The organism is Chryseobacterium taichungense (assembly GCF_900109935.1).
GTDB classification, from domain to species: Bacteria; Bacteroidota; Bacteroidia; order Flavobacteriales; family Weeksellaceae; genus Chryseobacterium; species Chryseobacterium taichungense.
The window spans coordinates 284,106-309,064 of sequence record NZ_FOBV01000005.1 but is presented as its reverse complement, the minus strand read 5'-3'; the positions used below and the strand labels follow the sequence as shown (position 1 = coordinate 309,064).

General features: G+C 35.7%; 24 protein-coding genes. 17 read left to right on the top strand and 7 right to left on the bottom strand.

Annotated elements, in window-relative coordinates:
* Positions 1-112: 112 nt before the first annotated feature.
* Positions 113-883: a DUF3108 domain-containing protein gene (locus BMW64_RS13025; protein ID WP_090000386.1), complete on the top strand. Its 771-nt coding sequence runs from the start codon at positions 113-115 to the stop codon at positions 881-883.
* Positions 884-1,328: 445 nt separating this feature from the next.
* Here BMW64_RS13025 and BMW64_RS13020 read toward each other — a convergent pair whose 3' ends face one another.
* The 4 genes from BMW64_RS13020 to BMW64_RS13005 form a co-directional block, all read right to left on the bottom strand.
* On the bottom strand, positions 1,329-1,982 hold the full coding sequence (locus tag BMW64_RS13020) for a response regulator (RefSeq protein ID WP_090000385.1): 654 nt from the start codon (positions 1,980-1,982) through the stop codon (positions 1,329-1,331).
* The gene (locus BMW64_RS13015) at positions 1,972-3,693 is read right to left on the bottom strand and encodes a sensor histidine kinase (RefSeq protein WP_090000384.1); all 1,722 of its coding nucleotides are present in this window, start codon (positions 3,691-3,693) and stop codon (positions 1,972-1,974) included. The genes BMW64_RS13020 and BMW64_RS13015 overlap by 11 nt, the downstream gene beginning before the upstream one ends.
* An 86-nt stretch (positions 3,694-3,779) precedes the next feature.
* A complete protein-coding gene (pheS, locus tag BMW64_RS13010; RefSeq protein WP_090000383.1) occupies positions 3,780-4,790 on the bottom strand; it encodes a phenylalanine--tRNA ligase subunit alpha in 1,011 nt (336 codons plus the stop codon).
* 128 nt (positions 4,791-4,918) lie between these two features.
* A complete protein-coding gene (locus tag BMW64_RS13005) occupies positions 4,919-5,578 on the bottom strand; it encodes a YceI family protein (protein WP_090000445.1) in 660 nt (219 codons plus the stop codon).
* An 85-nt stretch (positions 5,579-5,663) separates the two neighbouring features.
* Here BMW64_RS13005 and BMW64_RS13000 point away from each other — a divergent pair, with 85 nt between their 5' ends.
* On the top strand, positions 5,664-6,599 hold the full coding sequence (locus BMW64_RS13000; RefSeq protein WP_090000382.1) for a sulfate/molybdate ABC transporter ATP-binding protein: 936 nt from the start codon (positions 5,664-5,666) through the stop codon (positions 6,597-6,599).
* 450 nt (positions 6,600-7,049) lie between these two features.
* Here the strand turns inward: BMW64_RS13000 and BMW64_RS12990 are convergent, their stop codons facing one another.
* Positions 7,050-7,394: a zinc ribbon domain-containing protein YjdM gene (locus BMW64_RS12990; protein WP_090000380.1), complete on the bottom strand. Its 345-nt coding sequence runs from the start codon at positions 7,392-7,394 to the stop codon at positions 7,050-7,052.
* Between the two features lie 148 nt (positions 7,395-7,542).
* On the opposite strand from BMW64_RS12990, the gene BMW64_RS12985 reads away from it, so the two are divergent.
* The 15 genes from BMW64_RS12985 (at position 7,543) to BMW64_RS12915 (ending at position 23,797) form a co-directional block, all read left to right on the top strand.
* Positions 7,543-8,748 (top strand): RsmB/NOP family class I SAM-dependent RNA methyltransferase, encoded by a 1,206-nt coding sequence (locus BMW64_RS12985; protein WP_090000379.1) that lies wholly within the window; start codon positions 7,543-7,545, stop codon positions 8,746-8,748.
* A 141-nt stretch (positions 8,749-8,889) separates the two neighbouring features.
* Positions 8,890-10,554 carry a GLPGLI family protein gene (locus tag BMW64_RS12980; protein WP_090000378.1) on the top strand — a complete coding sequence of 555 codons (1,665 nt, stop codon included), beginning with the start codon at positions 8,890-8,892 and terminating at the stop codon, positions 10,552-10,554.
* Positions 10,555-10,865: 311 nt separating this feature from the next.
* Positions 10,866-12,560 carry an asparagine synthase B gene (asnB, locus tag BMW64_RS12975; RefSeq protein WP_090000377.1) on the top strand — a complete coding sequence of 565 codons (1,695 nt, stop codon included), beginning with the start codon at positions 10,866-10,868 and terminating at the stop codon, positions 12,558-12,560.
* A gap of 268 nt (positions 12,561-12,828) precedes the next feature.
* The gene (locus BMW64_RS12970) at positions 12,829-13,641 is read left to right on the top strand and encodes a hypothetical protein (RefSeq protein ID WP_090000376.1); all 813 of its coding nucleotides are present in this window, start codon (positions 12,829-12,831) and stop codon (positions 13,639-13,641) included.
* Positions 13,642-13,830: 189 nt separating this feature from the next.
* Positions 13,831-15,234 (top strand): MFS transporter, encoded by a 1,404-nt coding sequence (locus tag BMW64_RS12965; RefSeq protein ID WP_090000375.1) that lies wholly within the window; start codon positions 13,831-13,833, stop codon positions 15,232-15,234.
* Positions 15,235-16,239: 1,005 nt separating this feature from the next.
* Complete coding sequence (locus BMW64_RS12960; protein ID WP_090000374.1) at positions 16,240-17,115, top strand: pirin family protein; 876 nt, start codon at positions 16,240-16,242, stop codon at positions 17,113-17,115.
* A gap of 133 nt (positions 17,116-17,248) precedes the next feature.
* Positions 17,249-17,560: a GNAT family N-acetyltransferase gene (locus tag BMW64_RS12955; RefSeq protein ID WP_090000373.1), complete on the top strand. Its 312-nt coding sequence runs from the start codon at positions 17,249-17,251 to the stop codon at positions 17,558-17,560.
* Positions 17,561-17,618: 58 nt separating this feature from the next.
* Positions 17,619-18,521 carry a pirin family protein gene (locus tag BMW64_RS12950; RefSeq protein WP_090000372.1) on the top strand — a complete coding sequence of 301 codons (903 nt, stop codon included), beginning with the start codon at positions 17,619-17,621 and terminating at the stop codon, positions 18,519-18,521.
* Between the two features lie 18 nt (positions 18,522-18,539).
* Complete coding sequence (locus BMW64_RS12945; protein ID WP_090000371.1) at positions 18,540-19,073, top strand: NADPH-dependent FMN reductase; 534 nt, start codon at positions 18,540-18,542, stop codon at positions 19,071-19,073.
* Between the two features lie 82 nt (positions 19,074-19,155).
* Entirely contained in the window at positions 19,156-19,374 is a 219-nt protein-coding gene (locus BMW64_RS12940) for a (4Fe-4S)-binding protein (protein WP_090000370.1), read from the top strand.
* Positions 19,374-19,772 carry an OsmC family protein gene (locus BMW64_RS12935; RefSeq protein ID WP_090000369.1) on the top strand — a complete coding sequence of 133 codons (399 nt, stop codon included), beginning with the start codon at positions 19,374-19,376 and terminating at the stop codon, positions 19,770-19,772. Before BMW64_RS12940 ends, BMW64_RS12935 begins: the two co-directional genes overlap by 1 nt.
* A gap of 1 nt (position 19,773) precedes the next feature.
* On the top strand, positions 19,774-20,073 hold the full coding sequence (locus BMW64_RS12930; RefSeq protein ID WP_177175289.1) for a GNAT family N-acetyltransferase: 300 nt from the start codon (positions 19,774-19,776) through the stop codon (positions 20,071-20,073).
* Positions 20,074-20,225: 152 nt separating this feature from the next.
* A complete protein-coding gene (locus BMW64_RS12925; protein WP_090000368.1) occupies positions 20,226-21,665 on the top strand; it encodes a sodium:solute symporter in 1,440 nt (479 codons plus the stop codon).
* A 251-nt stretch (positions 21,666-21,916) separates the two neighbouring features.
* Positions 21,917-22,768 carry a transketolase gene (locus BMW64_RS12920; RefSeq protein WP_090000367.1) on the top strand — a complete coding sequence of 284 codons (852 nt, stop codon included), beginning with the start codon at positions 21,917-21,919 and terminating at the stop codon, positions 22,766-22,768.
* A gap of 84 nt (positions 22,769-22,852) precedes the next feature.
* Positions 22,853-23,797 carry a transketolase family protein gene (locus tag BMW64_RS12915; protein ID WP_090000366.1) on the top strand — a complete coding sequence of 315 codons (945 nt, stop codon included), beginning with the start codon at positions 22,853-22,855 and terminating at the stop codon, positions 23,795-23,797.
* 189 nt (positions 23,798-23,986) lie between these two features.
* Here the strand turns inward: BMW64_RS12915 and BMW64_RS12910 are convergent, their stop codons facing one another.
* Positions 23,987-24,364: a hypothetical protein gene (locus tag BMW64_RS12910; protein ID WP_090000365.1), complete on the bottom strand. Its 378-nt coding sequence runs from the start codon at positions 24,362-24,364 to the stop codon at positions 23,987-23,989.
* A 68-nt stretch (positions 24,365-24,432) separates the two neighbouring features.
* A complete protein-coding gene (locus BMW64_RS12905) occupies positions 24,433-24,903 on the bottom strand; it encodes an Lrp/AsnC family transcriptional regulator (RefSeq protein WP_029298841.1) in 471 nt (156 codons plus the stop codon).
* Positions 24,904-24,959 lie beyond the last annotated feature (56 nt).

The following is a 24,959-nucleotide window of genomic DNA, read 5'->3' as shown; positions in this document are numbered from 1 at the left end:
ATTTTAATGCGAAGCATATTTAATTCAGTCTAAATAAAAAACTGAGATTTATCAAATATCCCCAAAAAATTGAAGTTATTATATTTGGCAACGTTTTTGTAAAATTTTGATTATGAAGAAATTTTTAAGTTCATTTCTGCTGTTTCTGTTTACGTTAAGTTTCAGTCAGATTACCAATATTTCAGATGGTGAGTCTATTACATTAAGAATTCATTATGGGTTTCTTAATGCCGGGACAGCCAATTTAACAGCAAAAAAAACAACGTACAAAGGCGTTCCTCATTTATATGTAAAAGGAACCGGACAAACTACAGGGGCTGTAAGAGCATTTTTTAAAGTTGATGATCTTTATGAAAGCTATATCAATATGAATACTGAGCTTCCCAGCTTTTATGTAAGGAATGTAAAAGAAGGAAGTTATCGACAGCATCTTGAAACAGTCTTTAATCACGACAATAATACATTAGTTCTGACAGATAAAAAAACTCCTGCTAATGGATCCAAGACAATAAAATCAGTAAAAGGTGTACAGGATATGCTTTCGTGCTTTTATTATTTAAGAAGTAAAAGTCCGGCAGAGCTGCGGATAGGGACTGTGATCAATATGAATGTCTGGATTGATGACGAAATGTTTCCTTTTCAGCTTAAAGTCACCGGAACGGAAAATCTCAAGACAAAATTTGGCACAATAAATTGCCTTAAAATAATTCCATCTGTAAAAAGCGGAAGAGTTTTTAAAGAAAAGGAAGGCGTTACGATGTGGGTATCCAATGATGCCAATCATGTGCCGATGCTTTTGAAAGCAGAACTGGCAGTAGGATCATTAAAAGCCAGTATCGATGGATATCAAAATGTGAAATATCCTTTGAAATTTTCAAAATAAATGTTATTAATAATAGAAAGTCTGTAGGTTTACAGACTTTTTGCTTTTTATGTAATGAAAGGATAACTTTAATTGTCTTTTACATAAATGCTGAAAGAGAACCGTTATAAATTTATATCATCGTTTTTAATTACGTTTTGTTTCTAGGTCAGTAATTAAAAACAAAAAACCTCCGAAAAATTTTCGGAGGTTTAATTTTGCAATCTCAGATCTTTTGTAAGTAGATTCTGCTTCCCCAGTATGCCCCCTTACTTATAATATCGTCGATTGCGTTTTTTTTGATCTTTGACTCTTTTTTTATTCATCATTTGTGTTCTTAGAATCAAAGATCGTTTTTTAATCGGGGCTATAATAACTAATTATTATGATACAAAGATATTATTCTATGGATATAAAATCATCAAGAATATTGTAGATATATATCGACAAAGTTGTAGATATTTATCTACAAGAATTGCGAATTATTTTTAAGTAATTCAACCAATTCTAATAAATTATCAATTTTCAGCTTTTTAAATACTCTTTTTTTTATGGTGCTGATTGTGTTTTGCTTAACATTTAAAACATTGGCAATTTCCAGATTTCCATAACCTTCAGCATACATTTGGGCAATCTCAAGTTCCCTTTCTGTCAAAGAAAACAATGGATTAAGGAGATCTCTGTTTTTCAAAGAATTCATTAATAAACTTTTGGTTACTGAAGAAGTATATTCTCCTTCTTTTATAATGGAATAGAGCGCTTTTTGTATCTCTTCTTCTTCATTAAGTTTGCTTAAGAAACCGTCAGCTCCTGCATTCAGGAACTTTAAAGAATGTATATTTTCATCAATTCCGGAAAAAATAAGAATTTTAATTTCTGGCTGGCAATTTTTGATATCAGGTATAAGCTGCAGGCTGCTTCCATCGGGAAAATAAGCATCTACAATGGCAATATCTATAGGATGGGAATTTATACATTCCATGATCTGCTGAAAATTTGATGCATGAAAAGCTTGATAATTAATTCCCATATCATCCAAGATAAAAATCATTCCCTGACGGATAAGGCTATGATCATCTGCCAATAAAAAATAAAACTGCTCGTCGTCTTTATACTTCATTATTAATTTTTAAGTTAAGATAAAAATTAACTGTTGTTCCTTTTCTTATCTCGCTCTGTACAGATATTTCTCCGTCATATAACGCTATCAGCTCTTTACATAAACTAAGGCCCAACCCTGCACCAATATTTTCTACATCTTCTGATAAAACACCCTGATAATAAGGCTCAAAAATCTTTTTAAGATCTGATTCTTTGATACCAACCCCAGTATCATCGATCTCAGTAATTAACGTAATTGTTTCGGAATCTTTTTTTTCTGTTTTGATTTTGACTGTTATTTGTCCATTTTCCGTGAATTTATTAGCATTCCCCAAAATATTCATAAAAATCTGATTGATTTTTGCATTATCCGAAAAAACTATCAAATCTGAATCTATTTCAATGTCAACAATCAATTTATTATTTCTTGTTTTTATATAAGTTTCAATAGAATTCAGTATGGAATTAATCTGATTATTAAGATTAAAACTGACAGGAATTAATTTATTTTTAACTTTTTGATTTTTGGCATATTCTAATATTTGATTAGACTGTATCAGTAAAGCGTTACTTGTAAAATCAAATGATTTCAGATATTCTTTTATTTCGTCATCATTAGTTTTTTCCTTGATTCTATTAATAAGTATACCCATAATTTTTAATGGAGATCTCATTTCATGGCTTAACATACCTAAAATCCTGTTTTTAAATTCCAGGTTGGCAATAATCTGAGTATTGGCCGTTTTCAGTTTCTTTTCATATAAAAAAGCTATTCTTGTGAGCATCATGATTAATATGGATATAATAAGCATAAGGATCATTGCCCAAAAAATAAGATTCATCCTAATTCTGTTGTTGATTGAATTTTGCTTGTAATACTCTTTTTCAAGATCGGATCGCGATTCTTTGATTGCATATTCATAAATATTCAAAACACTGTTTCCGTACATCAACAGATTACTGAAAATCTTGTAGAATGAAGTTTTGTCATTCTGTCTTTGAGTAACATTAACCTGTATTTTCTTTATTTGTCCGATATAATGATTATTAACAACATTCAAGATACTGTCAAACTCTGCTTTTATAAAAGCTGTATCAGGAATTTTTCCCTGTTTTACAGTAACGATCGTGCTTTCCTTACGTACATTTTCTCTTCCGGATATAGCATCACCCAGACGTCCGAAAAGCCCTTTCTTCTTTATCGTATCAGTGAATGTTTTAGTTTCAATATCAAACTTATTGAAATTATAATCCAGATTGTATTTTTTGAGTTTAGGAAAATCGTTTTTAGTTGTCAAATTCGTTTTTGTAGAATATTCATAGGTAGAATCAATAAGAGATTTCAACTTTCTTACTTCTTTCGGATTATCATTCTCTAAAATTTCAACCTGTTTTAATTTCGGATATTTATTTTCATATTTTCCTATACGAATGAGATTCTTATCAAGTTCACTTAAAGATTCAAAGTATGATTTTAGATATCTTTTATCATGATTTAAAAGATATTTCCTAAAATCAACCTGTGCATTTATCAGACGTTTTTTAGATTCATTTGTAAGATTTTCCAATGAATGAATTTCTTTCAGCTGTCCTTCAATAAACTTTAAATTTTTCTTGGTAACGAACTCGTTGTAAAAAAATCCTGCAATCAGAAATTGTATCAGTAAAATGCATACAATTAATGAATAATGAACAATTCTCCTCGACCTAAAACTTAATTTTTCAAACATTAGTGTAAATTAGAATGTAAAATTAATAAAAAATCCTGTAAAATAATTTACAGGATTTTTCAAATTTTGTTTAATATATTAAATAATTATAGACTTTTGAATTGCTCAAGCGTTCTGATATCATTTTCAAAAAACATTCTGATATCACTCATCTGATAAAGAAGCATTACGATTCTTTCAATTCCCATCCCGAAAGCATACCCTGAATATTTTTCAGCATCAATATTTACATTTTTAAGAACCGCCGGATCAACCATTCCACAGCCCATAATTTCAAGCCATCCGGTACCTTTCGTGATTCTGTAATCCGTTTCGGAATTTAAACCCCAATAGACATCAATTTCTGCACTTGGTTCAGTGAACGGGAAATAAGAAGGTCTTAATCTGATTTTAGACTTTCCGAAAAGTTCCGTAGTGAAAAACTGAATGGTCTGTTTAAGATCTGCAAAACTTACATTTTCATCAATATACAAACCTTCTATCTGGTGGAAAATACAGTGTGAACGTGAAGATACAGCCTCATTTCTAAAAACTCTTCCGGGAGAAAGGATTCTGATAGGTGGTTGATTTTCCTCCATGTAACGGATTTGTACCGAAGAGGTGTGTGTTCTCAACAAAATATCAGGATTCTGCTCAATGAAAAAGGTATCCTGCATGTCTCTTGCCGGGTGGTATTCAGGAAGATTCAATGCAGTGAAGTTGTGCCAGTCGTCCTCGATTTCAGGTCCGTCTGCCACCGCAAAACCAATAGATTTAAAAATCTCGATGATTCTGTTTTTTACCAGATTGATAGGATGTCTTGACCCCAGTTCCAGAGGAAATGCAGGCCTTGTAAGATCTTCTTTTTCCACTATAACAGAAGATGCTGAAGCATTTTTCAAATCCTCCAGTTTTACGTTAACTGCCTGCTTTAGAGTATTGATCTTCTGTCCGAAATCTTTCTTCTGGTCGTTAGGAACTTCTTTAAACTTTTCAAAAAAATCATTCAGAATTCCTTTTTTTCCATTATACTTGATACGGAAGTTTTCAATCTCCTCTTTTGATGTGGCATTGAAGCTGTTTACCTCAACCAGTAACTCTTCTATCTTTTCTATCATTGTTTTACCCTTTCAAAATGTTTTGCAAAAATACGGTTTTTCGGCGAAATATTTTTCCTTAAATTGTTAAAAAAATCTGCCCCGTGCGGAGGCAGACTTCAATCACTTATTTCACTTAAATAAAAAAATTATTTTTTCTCTAAAGCCTTAACGTTGATCTGGAGTGTTATTTCATCCTTGATCACTCCATTTTCGACCGGGCTCTGGAATGTAACGCCGAATTCTTCCCTGCTGATATCTTTAGGCTCTGTAGCAATGCTTACCACGCCATCATTTACAGAAACATTAGCTTTGAACTGCACAGGTTTTGTAATTCCTTTTATCGTCAAATTACCATCCAGAATTGTATTATAATCCCCTTCAGCAGAAGGAGTTACCTTCGTAACCTCAAAAGATGCCGTCGGGAATTTTTCAACTTCAAAAAAATCATTACTTTTCAGATGATTATTAAGTTTTTCCAGCTGAGGAGCATCATTTTTCAGATCTTCAGAAGTAAGGGAAGTCATATCTGCAACAAATTTCCCGCTTTCCAACCTGGAATCTTTCACGGTAACGTCGCCGCTTTCAAATTTAATGGTTCCGAAGTGGCCGGTATTTTCAGATTTAAAAATTTTATATCCCTTCCACTCTACCTTGCTGTTTAAAGTATCTACTGTAAATTGGGCGCCATCTTTAGAAATAACGGCTTCGTCACTTCCGCCGGAAACAGGCTTTTCCTTTTTACAGGAAATCATGACCAATGCCCCCAAAAACATAGAAAAAACTATCGAAAATAGCCTTTTTTTCATAATTTTTAAATTTTTAATACTTCTGCTAAAATAATAAAAAAAACGGTTCTTTCCTAGAAACATTTCAATTCATTACATTTGTAATATGCTATTAGAAATAAACAATTTATACTTTTCATATTCCAGGGAAAAACCTTTATTTGAGAACCTTAACCTAAGGTTTGAAGAAGGTAAGATTATTGCACTTGCCGGAGAAAGCGGCTGCGGGAAGTCGACTTTGTTAAGCCTTATTTACGGGCTTCTCGACTGGCAGAGTGGTGATATTATTTTTGACGGCGAAAAATTGCTTGGTCCGAAAGGAAATCTTGTTCCCGGGGAAGCTAAAATGAAATTCGTCGCTCAGAATTTTGATCTGATGCCTTACGCAACGGTAGCTGAAAATGTAGGTAAATTTATTTCCAATATTAATTTAAGTAAGAAGAAAGAAACTGTTTCTGAATTATTGGAAGTTGTCGGTCTGGAAGAATTTGCCAATGTCCTGCCAAAATACCTGAGTGGCGGCCAGCAGCAGAGGGTTGCTATTGCCAGAGCACTTTCCGTGCTTCCAAAACTCCTGATTCTCGATGAGCCATTCAGCAACCTGGATTTCCCAAGAAAAATTGAACTGCGCGAGAAGTTGTTCAGATATGTTAAGCAGCAGCATATTTCACTAATCATTTCTACTCATGAGCTTCAGGATATTATTCCGTGGCTGGATCAGATCGTCGTGCTGCAGAACGGGAGATTGATTCAGAATGAAAAGCCGGAGGAAACATTCAGAAATCCTTACAATTCTTATGTAGCCAAACTTTTTGGGGAAGTAAATATTTTTAGCGAAACTGAAATGGCGGATTTTGGTATCCGGAAATTTTCATATTATCCCAAGGAAATAAAAGTTTCGGAAAACGGTATTGAAGCAGAAGTTCTGGAAAGCCGGTTCGCCGGAAATCATTATTGGAATAAATTAACGGCTAAAAATAAAGAGCTTTTCATTTACACCGATCATCGAATTGAAAAATCAGTGAATATTACATTTGATTAGTACTTTTCCTTCCATTTCGGAGAACGACAAAAAACCCTAGTCCCGATTGAGCGGCATGTCTGAGCTCTTTCCGGGTTTTGGTTTCTGCGGCGGCGAAGCCGCCGCAGAAACCAAAACCCGGAAAAGCGAGTAGCGAAAGCGGGAAATGACTCCAAAAAAATAATAGAAATAAAATTTGTCATCATCCAAAATGCTTTTACAAAATATTTCATCGAACATTTTGGCCTTGGCTTTCTACAGCTATAAATAACACATTTTCCAATACTTATTGTGAAATTGTGTATAAAAAAATACAAATGCAAGAATCCGGTTTAAAAGTTTTTCTTACATTTGTACTTCCACAGCATAAGGAAATTTTTGGTTAATTCTCTTTCTGCCTCCTAAAACGAAAATTAGCAGTTCTGCAATCTAGTTTTTTGAAAGATTACACTGTCCAATTCTTTCCTTTTTTTATGCCTTTTTCACAAATTCCGATTTCAGAGCCATCGCTCCAAAACCATCAATTTTACAATCGATATTATGATCGCTGCCCGGTCTTAGGCGGATATTTTTAACTTTTGTTCCTGCTTTTACAGGCTTTGGGGCACCTTTTACCGGAAGATCTTTAATGACAACAACAGAATCTCCGTCCTGAAGCTCATTACCATTTGAATCTAAAATTTTCCCGGAATCGGAAGTTTCTGCGGCAGTTTCCTCAGGATTCCATTCATAGAAACATTGGGAACAAACCATCATGTTATCGCTCGGATAGGTAAATTCTGAGCCACATTTCGGACAAAGTACAGTATCACTCATATTTTTTAATTTTTTGCAAAGGTAGGATTAAAATCAGGCATTTAAAAATTGAATGATAGAAAGGATTAAAAGATGACTCAATGAAATACTCCTTGCTTATCAATTAAAAGTCGTATTTTTGCAGATTCAAAATAGCAGAACCAATTTTATGGAACTTATTCACAGAAACTTAGCCATCGGTATTCACGATGCTTTACAGGAAACATTTTTTGAGAAAAATAAATACGCCGATAAAGTAATCGAAAGACTTTTAAAAGCAAACAAGAAATGGGGAAGCCAGGACAGAGCCGTTGTTTCTGAGATTTTCTACAACATCATCCGTTGGAAGAAACGTCTTGAATATTACATGGGGGAAGGCGTAAAACCCAATAATATCTACAAGCTGATCATTGCCTATCTTCTGTGGAGCAAAACCAACTATAAAAAATTTGAAGAATTCGACGGAATAAAAATTGCCGACATTCTTACCAAGCTCAAGAAAGGAACTGTCCCTACAAAGGCTATTGAATATTCTATTCCTGACTGGCTTGCTGAAACGCTGGAAAAGGAACTGGGCGAAAAATGGGAAAAAGAAATGCATGCTTTAAATGAACAGGCACCGACTGTATTGAGAGCCAATTCTTTAAGAACCACTACAAAAGAGCTTATTTCAGATCTTGCTGATGAAAACATTACGTCATATCCAATAAAAAATTATCCAGATGCTGTTCAACTGGAAGAGAAAAAAAATGTTTTCCTAACAACAGCGTTTAAAGAAGGATTATTTGAAGTACAGGACGCTTCTTCACAAAAAATCGGATATTTTCTTGATGTAAAAGAAGGTCAGAGAGTTGTTGATGCCTGTGCTGGTGCTGGTGGAAAAACCCTTCACCTTGCAGCTTTGATGGGAAATAAAGGACAGATCATTGCCCTGGATATTTTCGACTGGAAGCTAGCTGAATTGAAACGCCGCGCCAAAAGAGCCGGAGCCCATAACATTGAAACACGGCTGATCACTGACAATAAAGTAATCAAAAGGCTTCACGACAAGGCTGACAGACTACTAATTGACGCTCCCTGTTCAGGACTCGGTGTTTTAAAGAGAAACCCGGACAGCAAATGGAAAATCGATCAGGATTTTATAGACAGGATTAAAGGAGAGCAGCAACAGATTATTCAGGATTATTCTAAAATGCTTAAAAAAGGGGGAAAAATGGTCTATGCGACTTGTTCTATTTTACCTTCTGAAAATAATGAGCAGGTAGAAGAATTTCTGAAAAACAATCCGAATTTCAAAATGATTAAGGATGAAAAAGTAATGCCTAGCCAAGGATACGACGGATTTTATATGGCTCTTATTGAAAGAATTTCATAAAATTTATAATTCTTATAAACAATATAAACTACTCTGATTTCAGGGTAGTTTTTTTATTAAATCTAAAATCACCTTGTTAATTATTTAAATAAACTAAGAAACTGATATTAAAATATATCTTTGTGAAAACCATCAATCAACATGTATCAGAGAATTTTAGTCATTTTCTTTAGCTTTTTGTCATTATGCATTTTCGCACAAACATATGAAGTTCAGTATGTAAGCTCTTACAACGGAAAAATAACAGCAGATCAGCCGCTCACTTTAGTCTTGGCCAGTGAAAAGGAAAATTTTATCCTGAACACCAAAATCAGGGAACAAAAAGCCGAATTTCCATATGAAATAACTAAAATTGAGAAACCTTCAAACACTGTAATTTCTTACGCCTTTTTAAAAAACAACGAAATAATTTCAACTTCAGATCTGGAAACCGTCGGAAAACAAACTTTTGAATTTACTAACGAAACGAAGAAAATTTTGGGATATACCTGTAAAAAAGCAGTGACCAAAATCAATTCCAATACTATTGAAATCTGGTATACCAATGACCTTAAAATTCATGGCGGACCCTCAGTATTAGGTCAAAGTTTAGGATTTGTTTTAGAAATTGAAAGAAATAAAACATCTTTGATTACCGCCAAATCAATTAAAAAGATAAAGAAAATTGATATTGATAAAATTCTTGACAAAAATATCACTTCTACAGATCAGCTGAGCTATAAAGATAGGGTCTGGAAAAGCAGATTTACTACTTTGAAAGTGTTTGAGAATGAAACCATTAACTTTTCAGATGATTCAAAATCAAATAATGATATTAAAAAATTCGCTAAAGGAACCATTATCCTGAAAAAAATTAAGTTCCCGGAAATTTCGGAAGGTGAAAATATTTTCGTGGAATTAAAACAGGAATCCAATGGCGATGCCTATGACAGAACCGGAACGGTATTTTTTATTCCTCAAGACAAAAAAAAATCTTTCCTGGACGGACTGGAAAATGGGGTAAAAACGCTACCGGTGTATGACAATGGAAATGGAAAGCAATATTTCGGGGTTACCACAACAGAAAATTATAATCCGGCAGTTGAAATGATGCGCTTTTTTACCGCTTTCGGAATCAATAAATTTAACAATCTGCAGTTAAAGGACAAAAGCTGGCAGACAACCAGTCCGTACCGTCAGGATATTACGGAACTGAAACCTTCTTTAAGTGGAAAAGAACTTTGGGTAGGGACATTTATAGGAAATTATGATAAAGGCGGACATAAAGTAAGCCTGGAAATTACGATCCATAAAAGTGATCAGAGCATTCATAAAAACAATACTGTTATTCCATTATTCAATACGCTCAACATTATGGAAATGGCGGACCAAGATTATTCAACGATGTTTAATCAAGATAAAGGTTTATTTGTAGAATTTACCCTGAAAAAAGATCTGAAAGATGCGCAACTCAGATATATTACCACCGGCCATGGTGGCTGGGAAAATGGCGATGAGTTTATACCCAAATTAAACTCAATCTTTTTAGACGGAAAAATGGCTTTTTCATTTATTCCCTGGCGTTCAGACTGTGGTTCGTACCGTCTTTACAATCCTGCTTCGGGAAATTTTGGCGACGGTCTTTCTTCATCAGACCTGAGTCGCTCTAACTGGTGTCCGGGAACAGTGACGAATCCGAACTTTATTCCTCTTGGAGATTTAAAAGCAGGAAAGCATACGATTCAGGTCAAAATTCCCCAAGGGCCAACTGAAGGTACGAGCTTCAGCTCATGGAATGTGTCAGGGGTTTTGCTGGGTACTGAATAAAAAAAACCTTCTCGCAAATTTGATCTGCAAGAAGGTAAAAACACAAATGATGAAAAAAAATTATTTCGAGCCACAAAGTAAGGGCAAAATTTTCTGTAATAAATTATCATAGATTAATGATTTTTTACTTTTTATTTTGTATATGAATTGTCGCCAATGAAAAAAATCAACTAAAATCCTATTAATTTAAACTTATACTTAATTTTTTTCGCTACAATCAATTATTAAGTTAAAAATATTCTCTTATTGATTTTTTTTATTGTTTATTATAAACTACACTTATACATTTGTTTCAAATTAAATGATAAAAAATGTGTGGAATTGTATGTTTGTTTGATGCAAAACAAAAAACCGAAATATTAAGGCCTCAAATTCTGGAAATGTCAAAAAAAATCCGTCACAGAGGTCCGGACTGGAGCGGTGTATTTCAGGATGAAAAAGTGGTTTTCTCCCATGAAAGATTGGCTATTGTAGATCCTACCTCAGGAAAACAGCCTCTTTTCACCAAAGACGGAAAAGTAGTATTGGCTGTAAACGGAGAAATTTATAACCATCGAGAATTAAAGGAAGAATTTCCTGATTATGAATTTCAGACCCAATCAGACTGTGAAGTTATTTTAGCACTTTACAGAAAATATGGTAAAGATTTTATTGAAAAACTGAATGGTATTTTTGCCTTTTCCTTATATGATACAGAAAATGACATTTACCTTATCGCCAGAGATCATATGGGAATTTGCCCGCTGTATCAGGGCTGGGATAAAAACGGAAATTATTACATTGCCTCAGAATTAAAGGCATTAGAGGGAGTATGCAAAAAGATTGAAACATTCCTACCCGGTCATTTTGTGTACAGCAAAGATGGAAGCGATCTTCAGCAATGGTACAAAAGAGACTGGGAAAGTTATGACTCGGTAAAAGATAACGAAACGGATATTGATAAATTAAGAAAAGGGCTGGAAGACGCCGTTCACAGACAGCTGATGAGTGATGTTCCTTACGGAGTCCTGCTTTCGGGAGGCTTGGATTCTTCGGTGATTTCTGCCGTAACAGCAAAATTTGCGAGACAGAGAGTGGAAAGTGGAGATACCCAAGAGGCATGGTATCCAAGGCTTCACAGTTTTGCGGTAGGGCTTGTGGGATCGCCGGATCTTGCAGCGGCCAAGAAAGCAGCAGATTATATAGGATCTGTGCATCATGAAGTTAACTTTACCGTCCAGGAAGGTCTTGACGCCATTCGTGATGTAATTTACCATCTGGAAACTTATGATGTTACCACGGTAAGAGCTTCAACTCCTATGTATCTTCTGGCAAGAGTGATCAAATCGATGGGAATCAAAATGGTGCTTTCAGGTGAAGGTTCTGATGAGTTATTCGGAGGATATTTATACTTCCATAAGGCACCGAATGCAAAAGAATTCCATGATGAAACAGTGAGAAAATTAGGAAAGCTTCACCTTTACGACTGCCTGAGAGCCAATAAAGCGTTAATGAGTTGGGGTATTGAAGGCCGCGTTCCTTTTTTAGACAAAGAATTTATGGATATTGCCATGACTATCAATCCTCAAGATAAAATGGTAAATACAAAAGAAGGAAAAATTGAAAAATGGGTATTGCGAAAAGCTTTTGAAGACCTCCTTCCTGAATCGATCGCATGGAGACAGAAAGAGCAGTTTTCAGATGGTGTCGGTTATTCATGGATTGACACGTTAAAAGCTGTTGCTGAAAAAGAAGTGACTGATGAAATGATGGCCAATGCCAGATTCAGATTTCCTTTAAACACACCACAGAATAAAGAGGAATACCGCTACAGAACCATTTTTGAAGAGCATTTCCCAAGTGAAACAGCCGCTGCTACCGTGCCATCCGTGCCATCCGTTGCCTGCTCTACTCCCATTGCGTTGGAGTGGGATGAAGCATTCAAAAATATGAATGATCCGAGCGGAAGAGCTGTGAAGGTACACGAAACTTCATATAGCGAAAGTGCAGAAACAGCAAAGGTGTAGAAAATGAATTGTCAATAGTCATGCTGAATTTTAAATTGTGAATTGAAATTCGTGAACAATTATTATTTATCATTTAGCAACCAAATAGCCTTTACGGCCAGTTTTGTCTTTTGGCTAGGGCCGGATGTTCAAAATTTATTAATCCTGTAGCGATACAGGATTTTTTTTTGAATTAACCTTAATAATATTGTCAGAATTTAACCGTTAATCAAAAATATTATCTAATAAATAATTATATTTGGAAAACGAAAAATCAATTATAAAAAAAATGAGAAGAAACATTACTCTCTTATTTGCTTTATTATCCATGACTTTGGCTTTCGGGCAGGGAAAATATGGCAAATATCTTAGCTCCAAAAAACTTGCAATGGTGTATAAAAGTGTGAAGGATGCTGATAAAGAAGACTTTTATCAACAGTACTATTGGCTGGTAAAAGCTGAGCAGCTGAAAACATATCCTCACCTTAAAGAAATAAAACCTAAAGTTTTATACGAATTCGTAAAAAAAGTAAATCCTCAGAACCCTACTAAAAAACTGGATGCCCGAGGAAAAGAACTAAGAGAAACAGCAGAATTATCTCTGAACCAATATTTCAAAAATAAAAATCTTGAGAACAATTCTGTTCTGATGTATAATCTTGAAACATATGTTGATCCTTCAAAAGGGCAGTATTATACAAAAGTAGATGCCGAAAAGATCAAAGAACTGGTACCGAAAGAACTTTTCGCTTTCAATTCTACCAACAGAAATACAGGCGAAGACAAAACCTATTATCTTTGGATCGACAAAAAGAAGGATGATTTCAACATTGTAGACATCATCCCTGATGAGAAAGAGAATAAAGCTTTTTATGCAAGAGTAAAGCAGTATCTTCCGAGCTATAAATTCTCTAAATACGTTCCTTCTGTAAAAAAAGGAACTAAAACGGATAGAACCGATGCAGACTATTACTACATCATGCCGTTTGAACAAAATACCGACAACATTGAGTATAAAACAAAAGATTTCAAAACTTTCGAACTGAGCCAGTACAGAAAAGCCGGTGATGAATGGAAAGGTGTTGAAAAACCAAGAAAATAAATCTAAAGGTCCTGCGAAATTCGCGGGACTTTTTTATTAACAAAAATAACATGAGAAGTATAATCACATAATAATCTCACTTAATTTTAAATTAAAAATATCTCTAAAGGAACAAATATTGCTATTACATAACATTATTTATTCTTGAACTAAATAAACCTGGATATTGATTTTCCAGTACTCAGAAAAATGTCAGAAGTAGTCTCACAACCCAATTCGATAAAAAAAATACTGCCCCTCATTTTAGCAACTGCCATATTTATGCAGATGCTGGATTCTACCATTCTTAACACCTCACTTCCTGCAATCGCCCGTGACCTGAAAGAATCACCGCTCAATATGCAGAATGCAATCATAAGTTACGTATTGACATTAGCAGTATTCATGCCCGCCAGCGGATTTCTGGCAGATCGGTTTGGTACGAAAAAAGTTTTTATAGTATCTATTGTATTATTCAGCCTCGGTTCCTTATTCTGTGCCATTTCACAGAATCTTACCCACCTTGTTATTTCGAGGGTTCTTCAGGGTATCGGAGGCAGCCTGATGACCCCTGTCGGTAAATTAGCCCTGATAAAAACATTTGATAAGAACGAATTGCTCAAAGCGATGAACTTTGCCATTATTCCCGCTCTGATCGGCCCTGTATTGGGTCCGTTGGTAGGAGGATATATGGTCGATTACCTTTCCTGGCACTGGATTTTCCTTATCAATATTCCCATCGGACTTCTGGGAATTACATTAGGCCTAAAATTTATGCCTAATTATAAATCTGCAGATGTAGATTTTGACCTCAAAGGATTTTTGATTTTTGCCGCTGCATCCCTTTTGCTTTCAATTTCTCTCGAACTTTTCGGAGATCTTCAGAATACAACGCCGGTTCTCATTGTTTTCATTTTAGGGTTTTTGTTTATGTATTATTATTACCGTCATGCAAAGAGAGATGAAAGTCCTATTTTCCCTTTAAATTTATTTCAGGTGAGAACCTTCCGGGTAGGAATTGTAGGAAACCTGGCGACAAGACTGGGAATCAGTTCCGTTCCGTTATTGCTGCCACTGATGATACAGATCGCTTACAAGCAATCAGCAGTGACTTCCGGGTGGATCATTGCTCCTATGGCCCTTACCGCCATCTTTGGAAAATCGTATGTGATCAAAATTTTAGATAAATTCGGTTACCGCCAGACCCTGATGATTAATACATTTATCATAGGAACCTTAATTTGTTTATTAGCCATTCCTGACATAAATACTTCTTTATATTGGTTTGTGCCGATTATTGCCATATTGGGATTTTTCAATTCTATCCAGTTTACCTCGATGAACACGATTTCTATTGCCGATCTGCGAAATTTCCAGACCAGCAGTGGAAACTCTCTTTTATCAGTCAATCAGCAGCTGGCGATCGGTTTCGGAATTGCTTTTGGACTGATTGTTTTAAAGATTTTTGAAAATACCGATCTTATCCACGGCGAACCTCACAATGCGTTTCGATATACATTTCTGACCATTGGTATTCTCACCATCATTTCAGGTTTCGTTTTCCGAAGACTCCATATCTCGGATGGAAAAAACATGAAATCCAAAGAATCATAGACTGGTATTAACAGAATCCACTAGGTTATTTGGCATAAGTCATTAAAGTTTACGTAGTTTGATTTAAATAAAATATATGTATTGTTAGGGGCTGTTAAATTTGCTTATTAAGCGGGGAAAATTAGAAATCAATTCACTGATCTAGATTTAGTTAATTAAAAAATGAAACCTAAATTCCTTAATGTTAAAATATATTAGAATTTAAACAAGCTCTTAAATTAAAATGATTCATGCCTGAATGAAATCATACACTAACACAATAACTTCCCTTTGCGGAGTTTATTTATGGAGCGGCGTGTTTATTCCTTACATTCCTTTAAAATAAGGAAACACCGGGACTTTTAAAGCATCCATACAGGTTATCGACCTGAATGAGGTATAAAAACAATGGTCTGGCGACGTTCCGGATCAGTCTGTATACGTTCAAGATAGATTCCTATACGTCTTAGACGTATATTTGTATATATTAAATTCATCTTTATTTATATTAAACGGATATGGATTTATTTAAAACATATATAAATCTTATTTAAATGTATATCTATATATTTAAGACGTATAGCGATAGGTCTTAAACGTATACCGACTTCTGTCGGACGTGTCTGTACCTTTAAAGAAGATCTCCTGACACATATTGATAATCATCGGGTTATTCATTTGAAGAATAAATGTGAACTTAGCAGTTCACAGCGGCTTCTTTATGATCATAGCTCCGGAAAATGAACTATTAAAATGCATTTAAGAAGTTAAAGTGAATAAGGCAATTCGTGGTTTACTTCCAATATCTCCAGATATTTTTTCATCTATAGTTTTAACGCATTCAAAAAATCTTAACGGTTAAAATGTTAAAGTATTTTTCGCAGTGAACAACGATAAACCGAAGTATTGTTGTGTCTCAAAGTTTACCCTTTACCGTTTTGCAAATAATCTTTACCCGATATTATCACAGATCAATGCATCCGTTTTTTACTTGTCATACCTTTGCTTTATAATACCAACAATATTATGACAACCAAAACAGTAGAAAAGATCATATCCCCGAAGCCGGCTCACTTTGTGGGTGATGGCTTCAGAGTTCACAATTTTATTCCGGGAATTCAGGGGATGGATATGAAACGTATGGATCCTTTCATCATGCTCGACTACAATCCGAAGTTTCATTTTAATGGGACAGAACAGCCGCGTGGTGTGGGAGTACATCCTCACAGGGGTTTTGAGACCGTTACGATAGCGTATAAAGGAAAAGTTCAGCATCACGACAGCGCAGGAGGCGGTGGAATTATTGGAGAAGGCGATGTGCAATGGATGACTGCCGCAAAAGGAGTACTCCATAAAGAATATCATGAGACAGAATGGGCAAAGACAGGAGGAATTTTTCAGATGGTTCAGTTATGGGTCAATCTTCCGGCAGTATATAAAATGAGCTGTCCGAAATATCAGGCTATTCCGAATGAAGCTATGACAAAAGTTGATCTTGGCAATGATGGTTTTATTGAAATTATTGCCGGAACATACAATGGACAGAAAGGTCCGGCTTTTACCTTCAGTCCTGTTCACGTCATGAATGCAAAACTTAACAAAAGCGGAAAAGCGGAATTTAATTTCCCTTCCGATTTCAATACGGCTGCATTGGTGATCGAAGGAAGTATTCTGGTAAATGACAACGAAAGAGCCTCTGTCAATAAATTAGTTTTGTTTAAAAACGAAGGAGAAGCTTTTACCATCGAAGCTCAGGAAGACAGCATTGTACTTATTATCAGCGGCATGCCATTGAATGAACCGATCTATGCGTATGGACCTTTTGTAATGAATTCAAGGGAAGAAATCATGCAGGCTTTTGAAGATTACAACATCGGAAGATTTGGATATCTGGCGGATTAATTTAACCTTAATTTAAATCCAGTTTATTATTTTTCCTTATTTTTATGGAAAATGTTTATAAAGTTTTATCAGAAAACAGATATCAAAAAATTGTTTTAAATGATGATATTCTTTATAATTAAACAACAAAACTATGAGGCCAGAATTCGAAAATATTCCCTTACAAAATACCGGAGAACGGTTTGAAATAGAATTCAACGGCAGCTCAGCATTCATTGATTACCGCCAGATGGGAAGCCAAATTGCTTTGAATCATACAGAATCCGATCTCCTGATTGCCGGTACCGGTGCTGCCGAAGCAGTTGTAGAAAAAACGCTTCAATACATTGAAGATCATGAAAAGAAAGCACTCCCCTTTTGTCCCTATATACAATCCTACATCAGAAAAAATCCTGAATGGAAACGTGTGGTAGATGAAAGGTTCCACGGATACGACCAGCTATAAAGCAGTTGAAATACAAACATTTAAATCATATCAGCTTAAATAAAAAATTAATTAAATCATGTCAAATATCGGACTTATTATAGAAGAAAAATCTGCCGACATCGGCAACTTTCTGGTGGGAAGACTTTTACCCTTCCGCGAAAAAAGAGCGGTTGGCCCTTTTGTTTTTATCGACCATATGGGACCTGCCGAGCTTAAAGATTATCAGAATCTTGAGGTTCCGCCTCATCCGCATATCGGACTTTCAACTTTAACGTATCTTCTGGAAGGCTCAATTTTTCACAGAGACAGCCTCGGAAGCGCAGTGGAAATTCAGCAGGGAGCTGTTAACTGGATGACCGCCGGAAAAGGAGTTGTGCATTCCGAGAGAACACCCGAGTATCTTAAACATTCTGACAAAAGGCTGCACGGCTTCCAGATCTGGGTAGGTCTTCCGAAACACCTTGAACAGTCGGAGCCTACATTTCATCACACTGAAGCGGATGAAATACCTGTCTGGGAAGAGGATGGAATTCAGTATAAACTTATTGCAGGCGAGGCATTCGGCAGAAAATCACCGGTTCCGGTACACAGCAAATTGTTCTTTATTGAAATTAAAACAAAAGACGCTAAAAAGATCAGCATCGGAAAAGATCTTTATGGTGAAGCCGCCATGTACGTGCTGGATGGAACGGTAACGACAGATGGAAATTCTTACGGATCAAAGCAGCTGATGATCGCCAAAGACACGAAACTTTGTGAATTTGACATGAGCGAAAACGGAACGGTTTATCTTTTCGGAGGCGAGCCTTTCGATGAAGAACGCTTTATATTCTGGAATTTTGTAAATTCAGACAGGGAACTGATTGAGCAGGCCAAAATAAACTGGAACGATCAGAATCATGAAGCTTTTCCTCTTGTTCCGGGGGATGAAGAAGAATATGTACCGCTTCCAAAAGCTATTTTAAACCGAAAACCTTAGGGAGAAATACAATAGACTATGAAAATATTAGCATTTGCAGGAAGCACATCTTCAACTTCCATCAACAGAGAACTGGTAAAGTTTGTTTTAAAAGATTTTCAGAATGAGGAGATTAATTTAATTGATTTAAATGATTTCGACATGCCTGTATTTTCCGTAGACCGCGAAAAGAAAGGATTTCCGGATCAGGCCCATCATTTTTTGAAAGTGATTGATGAATGTGATGTAATCATCTGCTCCCTTGCGGAACACAACAGATCTTACAGTGCAGCATTTAAAAATGTTTTTGACTGGGCTTCAAGAATCAATGTGAAAGTCTTTCAGAATAAACCCATGTTTCTCATGTCAACTTCTCCCGGTGGATATGGTGGCGGAAATGTGATGAATACAGCAAAAACGTTTTTCCCACAATTTGGGGCTGATATAAAAGAAACCTTTTCACTTCCTAAGTTCTATGAGAATTTTGATCTGGAAGCCGGTGTCATTGAGCCTGAAATGCTAAAGGACCTGAAAGATAAAATATTGAATTTTAAAAATCAGATCACAACCTGATTTTCAAGGAAGGTTAAAAGATTTAAGCGATGCCTTATTGGTATCCCTTAAAGAAGAATAAAAAACTTTAAACAAAATTGATATGGAAACACACGAATATGCAGCAGGAGAAATAACAGTCATCTGGCAGCCAAAAAAATGTATTCACGCAGGAGTTTGCGTAAAAACACTTCCTAAAGTGTATAATCCTAAAGAAAGACCCTGGCTGAAACCTGAAAATGCAACAGCAGAAGAACTCAAAAATCAAATTAGCCTTTGCCCCTCCGGAGCATTAAGTTATAAATTCAATACAGCAATATAATGGCTATAACCGTAAAAGCCAGTTTAGGCAAAGAGAAATATTACACTGAAGTTGTCGCCGGTGAAAATACCCTGATCACCGATGAACCTGTAGATAAGGGCGGAGGAAACAAAGGCTTTAACCCTTTTGAAATTCTGGCAACTTCGCTCGCAAGCTGTACGGCTGCAACACTCAGAATGTATGTCGACAGAAAAGAATGGAATATAGATATAATCAATGTGGAAGTGGAACTTGAAAATTTTCCGTTGACCAAAAGGGCTATTTTTAAGAGAAACATTACTTTTGAAGGCACAGTTCTTGACGAAGAACAGATAAAAAGATTGCGAAACATCGCAGACGCATGCCCAATTCATAAAATTCTGACCAACGATATTGAAATACTAACCAAATTTTCATAATATGATTGAAGTAAAACAAAAAAACAACGAAAAAAACGGAGATTTTGAGGCGTTCATAGACGGAAGCCATGCTGGTCTTATGACCTATACCTGGGCAGGGGGCGAGCGGTTCATCATAGATCATACTGAAGTGGAAGAAGCATACAACGGTAAAGGTGTTGGTAAAGAAATGTTTTTGGCTGCGGTAGATTTTGCAAGAAAAAACAGTAAAACAATCATTCCGCTGTGTCCTTTTGCAAAAGCTACTTTCCAGAAACATGAGGAGCTTCAGGATGTACTGGTGAATCAGACACAAGCTTAGGATAAGGTTGAGGTTAAAATAGCTGCGATTTAATTTAATCTCAACCTTGATTTTCAAAAAGACCACCTTTCGGGACAAATCCGGAAGGTTTTTTTTATTTTTTGAGCAGAATATAAAAAACTATATTTGCTAAAATTTTAATTACGTAAAAGATGTCTCCGATTATATTGTTATCCATTATCATTGTCTATTTCGCATTGCTGCTCTGGGTAGCCTACAAAACCGGAAAAGGAAGTGATAATGAAAGTTTCTTTATCGGAAACAGAAAAAGTAACTGGATGCTCGTTGCCTTTGGTATGATCGGAACCTCTTTGTCGGGTGTTACTTTCGTGAGTGTTCCGGGCGCCGTAGGAAATGATAAGTTTTCCTATTTACAGATCACCTTAGGTTATCTGATTGGCTATATTGTGATTGCCTATGTTCTTCTGCCTTTATATTACAGACTTAAACTGACGTCCATTTACGGGTATCTTCAGCAGAGACTGGGGCAGCTTTCCTATAAATCAGGGGCTTGGATTTTTATTGTTTCAAGACTCGTTGGTGCCACTGCAAGATTATACCTTGTTGTCAATATCCTTCAGGTCTCTATTCTGGACAGTCTTGGCGTGCCTTTTATTGTTACGACTTTGATTATTCTGGCAATGATCATTCTTTATACTTACGAAGGAGGTGTAAAAACCATTGTCTGGACAGATACCCTGCAAACCTCATGTATGCTACTTGGACTGATCATTTGCACTGTGTATATGTTAAATCATCTTGGCCTGAACCTGGGAGACAGCCTTACCGCAATGAATGAAAAGGGATACACGAAAATTTTTGATTTCGATCCTAATCAGAAAAGTTTCTTCCTCAAACAAATCCTTGCAGGAGCTTTCATTACCATCACCATGACAGGAATCGACCAGGAAATGATGCAGAAAAGTCTTTCAGTAACAAGATTGAAAGACTCTCAGAAAAACATGGTTACCCTTGGATTTATTCTGTTAGGTGTGATCTCATTGTTCCTTTATATGGGAGGACTTTTACACCTTTACGGTGCACAGGAAAGTGTTTCCAGTGCAGGTGATCAGTTGTTTCCGGATATTGCTTTACATCATATGCCACCGTTTATCTCAATCATTTTTATCATTGCATTGATTTCAGCTTTATTTCCAAGTGCAGACGGTGCGATGACAGCCCTTACCTCATCTCTATGTATTGACATTTTCGGAATGCGAGAAAAAACACATTGGGATGACGGGAAAAAGGAAAAATTCAGAAAAAACATTCACCTTTTGGTTGCGCTGTCTTTCTTAATAATGGTCATTATTTTTAAAGTGATCAATGACAATTCGATGATCGGGTTAATCCTTAAGCTTGCAGGATTTACTTACGGACCACTTTTAGGCTTATTTGCTTTCGGAATTTTCACGAAATATAAAGTTAAGGATAAACTGGTTCCTTTTGTATGTATTGCAGCACCGTTGATCTCTTTCTTTATCGACAAATACCAGGAAACCCTTTTCGGAGAATTTAAAATAGGATTGGAACTGTTAATTATTAATGGTTTACTGACATTTGTCGGACTTTGGCTGATCAGGAGAAAATAATTTACGTTTTATAGATACTTATTGCATTTTACTTATCATTTCCAAATGAAAAATATTGTAATGATAAAAATCTGATTACATTTAAATCTTGCTTCGTCAGATTATTAAATATAAAATCAAATTCCTTAAAATTAAAAATACTTATCATTAAAAATACACCAAAAGATTAAAATCCGGGTACAAATCCGGGTTTTTACATTTCCGTAAGCCGTTAAAAAATTGTAGATTTGTGTGCATATAAATTCTAAGCAATGAGTAAAAGCATCGAAGAGTTAAAATCTCTTACTACGCAAATCAGAAGAGACATTTTAAGAATGGTTCACGCTGTGAATTCCGGTCACCCAGGTGGAAGCTTAGGTTGTACTGAATTCTTTACAGCACTTTACGGGAAGGTAATGAACTATAAACTTCCTTTCTCCATGGAGGGTAAGAATGAAGATCATTTTTATCTTTCAAACGGGCATATTTCTCCGGTATTCTATTCTACTTTAGCCAGATTCGGATTTTTCCCGGTGGATGAACTGAGAACTTTCAGAAAATTAGATTCCAGATTACAAGGACACCCGACAACTCACGAAGGGCTTCCGGGAATCAGAGTGGCTTCTGGATCTTTGGGTCAGGGTCTTTCGGTTGCTTTAGGTGCAGCTCAGGGCAAGAAATTAGACGGAGATACTTCTTTGGTATATACTTTACAGGGAGACGGTGAATTGCAGGAAGGCCAAAACTGGGAGGCTTTCATGTATGCCGCATCTAAAAAAGTTGACAATATTATTTCTACAATCGATTACAATGGACAGCAAATCGACGGAAGTACAGATAATGTACTTTCTTTAGGAAACCTTCATGCGAAGCTTGAGGCTTTCGGATGGACGGTTCTTGAAGAGAAAAACGGGAACGATCTTGAAGCAGTAATTGCAATCCTTGAGAAAGCAAAAACCGAAACCGGAAAAGAAAAGCCGGTAGCGATTATTCTGCATACTCAGATGGGTAATGGTGTTGACTTCATGATGGGATCTCACGCTTGGCATGGTAAGGCTCCTAATGATGAGCAACTGGAAACAGCCTTCAAACAATTGTATTTAGAAGCTCCTGCTGACTATTAATAATAAATGATAAGTGATAATTGATGAATAATTTCCAAATCAATTATCACTCATCATTAATCAATTATAAAATTTAAAATCCTCATGAAATTTACATATACAGAAAAAAAAGATACACGTTCAGGATTCGGAGCCGGACTTGCTGAACTTGCAGATACTCATCCAAATGTTGTAGCACTATGTGCAGACCTTATCGGATCTTTAAAAATGGAGAAATTCATTGAAAAAGCTCCTGAAAGGTTCTTTCAGACGGGTATTGCAGAAGCGAATATGATGGGTCTTGCTGCAGGATTAAGCATTACCGGGAAAATTCCTTTCACAGGAACTTTTGCCAACTTTTCTACATCGAGAGTGTATGATCAGATTCGTCAGTCTATCGCTTATTCCAATAAAAATGTAAAAATATGTGCTTCCCACGCTGGTCTTACTTTAGGGGAAGACGGAGCTACGCACCAGGTATTGGAAGATATCGGTATGATGAAAATGCTTCCGGGAATGACGGTAATCAACCCTTGTGACTACAACCAGACAAAAGCTGCAACATTGGCAATCGCTGATTTTGAAGGTCCTGTTTATTTAAGATTCGGGAGACCGGTAGTTCCTGTTTTTATTCCTGAAGATATGCCTTTTGAGATCGGAAAAGGAATTCTGTTACAGGAAGGAACTGATGTGACAATCGTTGCAACTGGTCATTTGGTTTGGGAATCTTTAGTGGCAGCTGATGAGCTTGAAAAAGAAGGAATTTCTTGTGAGGTGATCAATATCCACACGATTAAGCCTTTGGATGAAGAAATCATCTTAAAATCGGTTGAAAAGACAGGTAAGATCGTAACGGCTGAAGAACATAACTATTTAGGAGGACTTGGAGAATCTATTGCCGGAATGCTGGCAAGAAGAAGACCTACAAGACAGGAATTCGTTGCGGTGAATGATACATTCGGAGAGTCTGCAACGCCTGCTGAATTGATGAAGAAATATAAAATTGATTCAGCTGCGGTAAAAGAAGCAGTAAAAAGAATTTTAGCTTAATTATATAAGATTCAAATATATCTAAGTCTCCATTTTGGAGACTTTTTTTGTTTAGTTTAAAGGACTAAAATTAATTTATAAAGTTTGGCTAATGCCTTAATATATTGAAACAAGAAAGCTAAATCCCGCTACTATTGATATTATTAAAAATTATCTTTTTATCTCTTTATCTTTTAGTATTTACAAAAATCATCTGAAAAACTTCCATTTCGGAATGATCGCCAACATCCCGAAACCTGTAAAAAGGAAAAGATTGGTCACATCTGTGTAAAGGAAGGTAGACAAGTAATAATTGTGCATAAAGAAATGTAAAACCAATAACGTGGGAAAGGCAAATATCCCTATTTTACGGTAGAAAAACATTAAGACGAGACTTATAGCCATTAAGGCATCAACGGCAAAAATTACAAAGAAATACCATCTCGGGATGTGAAGATATTCGTGCTGTAAATATTCGTCAAGATCGATTCCGAACCCCATTAAAGTAAACAGCATCAACGCTGCAAAAGCCAGAATAAATCCCCATCCTTTTTTAGGATCCTCGTCAAAATAGCTGTATTCTTCCATAGGTACAAAAATAAAGAACTTATGAGAGATTTCATAAGTTCTTTTATATAATTCTTTTGAAAATTAGATTATACAGAGATTGCGTTGATCAGTCTGTTTTTATCACTTAGGTATTCTTCCATAGAAATCATACTTTCCGTTCTCATTACATCCTGAATATCATCAATCTGATAGATTATTCTCTTAGCGTCATCTGTATTTTTAGCTCTCACTTTGCAGAAAATATTATATTTCCCGGAAATAACGCTTGCTTCGATCACGTTTGGAATGGTTGACAATTCTTTCAAAACCTCTTGGGTTCTGTTTGATTTTGTTAAAAGAATTCCGATAAAAGCCGTGAAGTGATAGTCCAGCTTTCCGTAATCGATGTTAAGAGATGATCCCAAAATAATACCTGCATCCTCCATCTTTTTCACTCTTACATGAATTGTACCTGCAGAAACATCCATCTGCTTGGCAATTTCTGTAAAAGGCATTCTTGTGTTTTCTACTAAGAAATCAAGAATTTTCTTGTCTATTTCGTCCAGTTGATAGTTCATATTAGTTAAATTACAATTTTCTTAAAAAAACAATGTATTTTTTGCAAATTTATAAA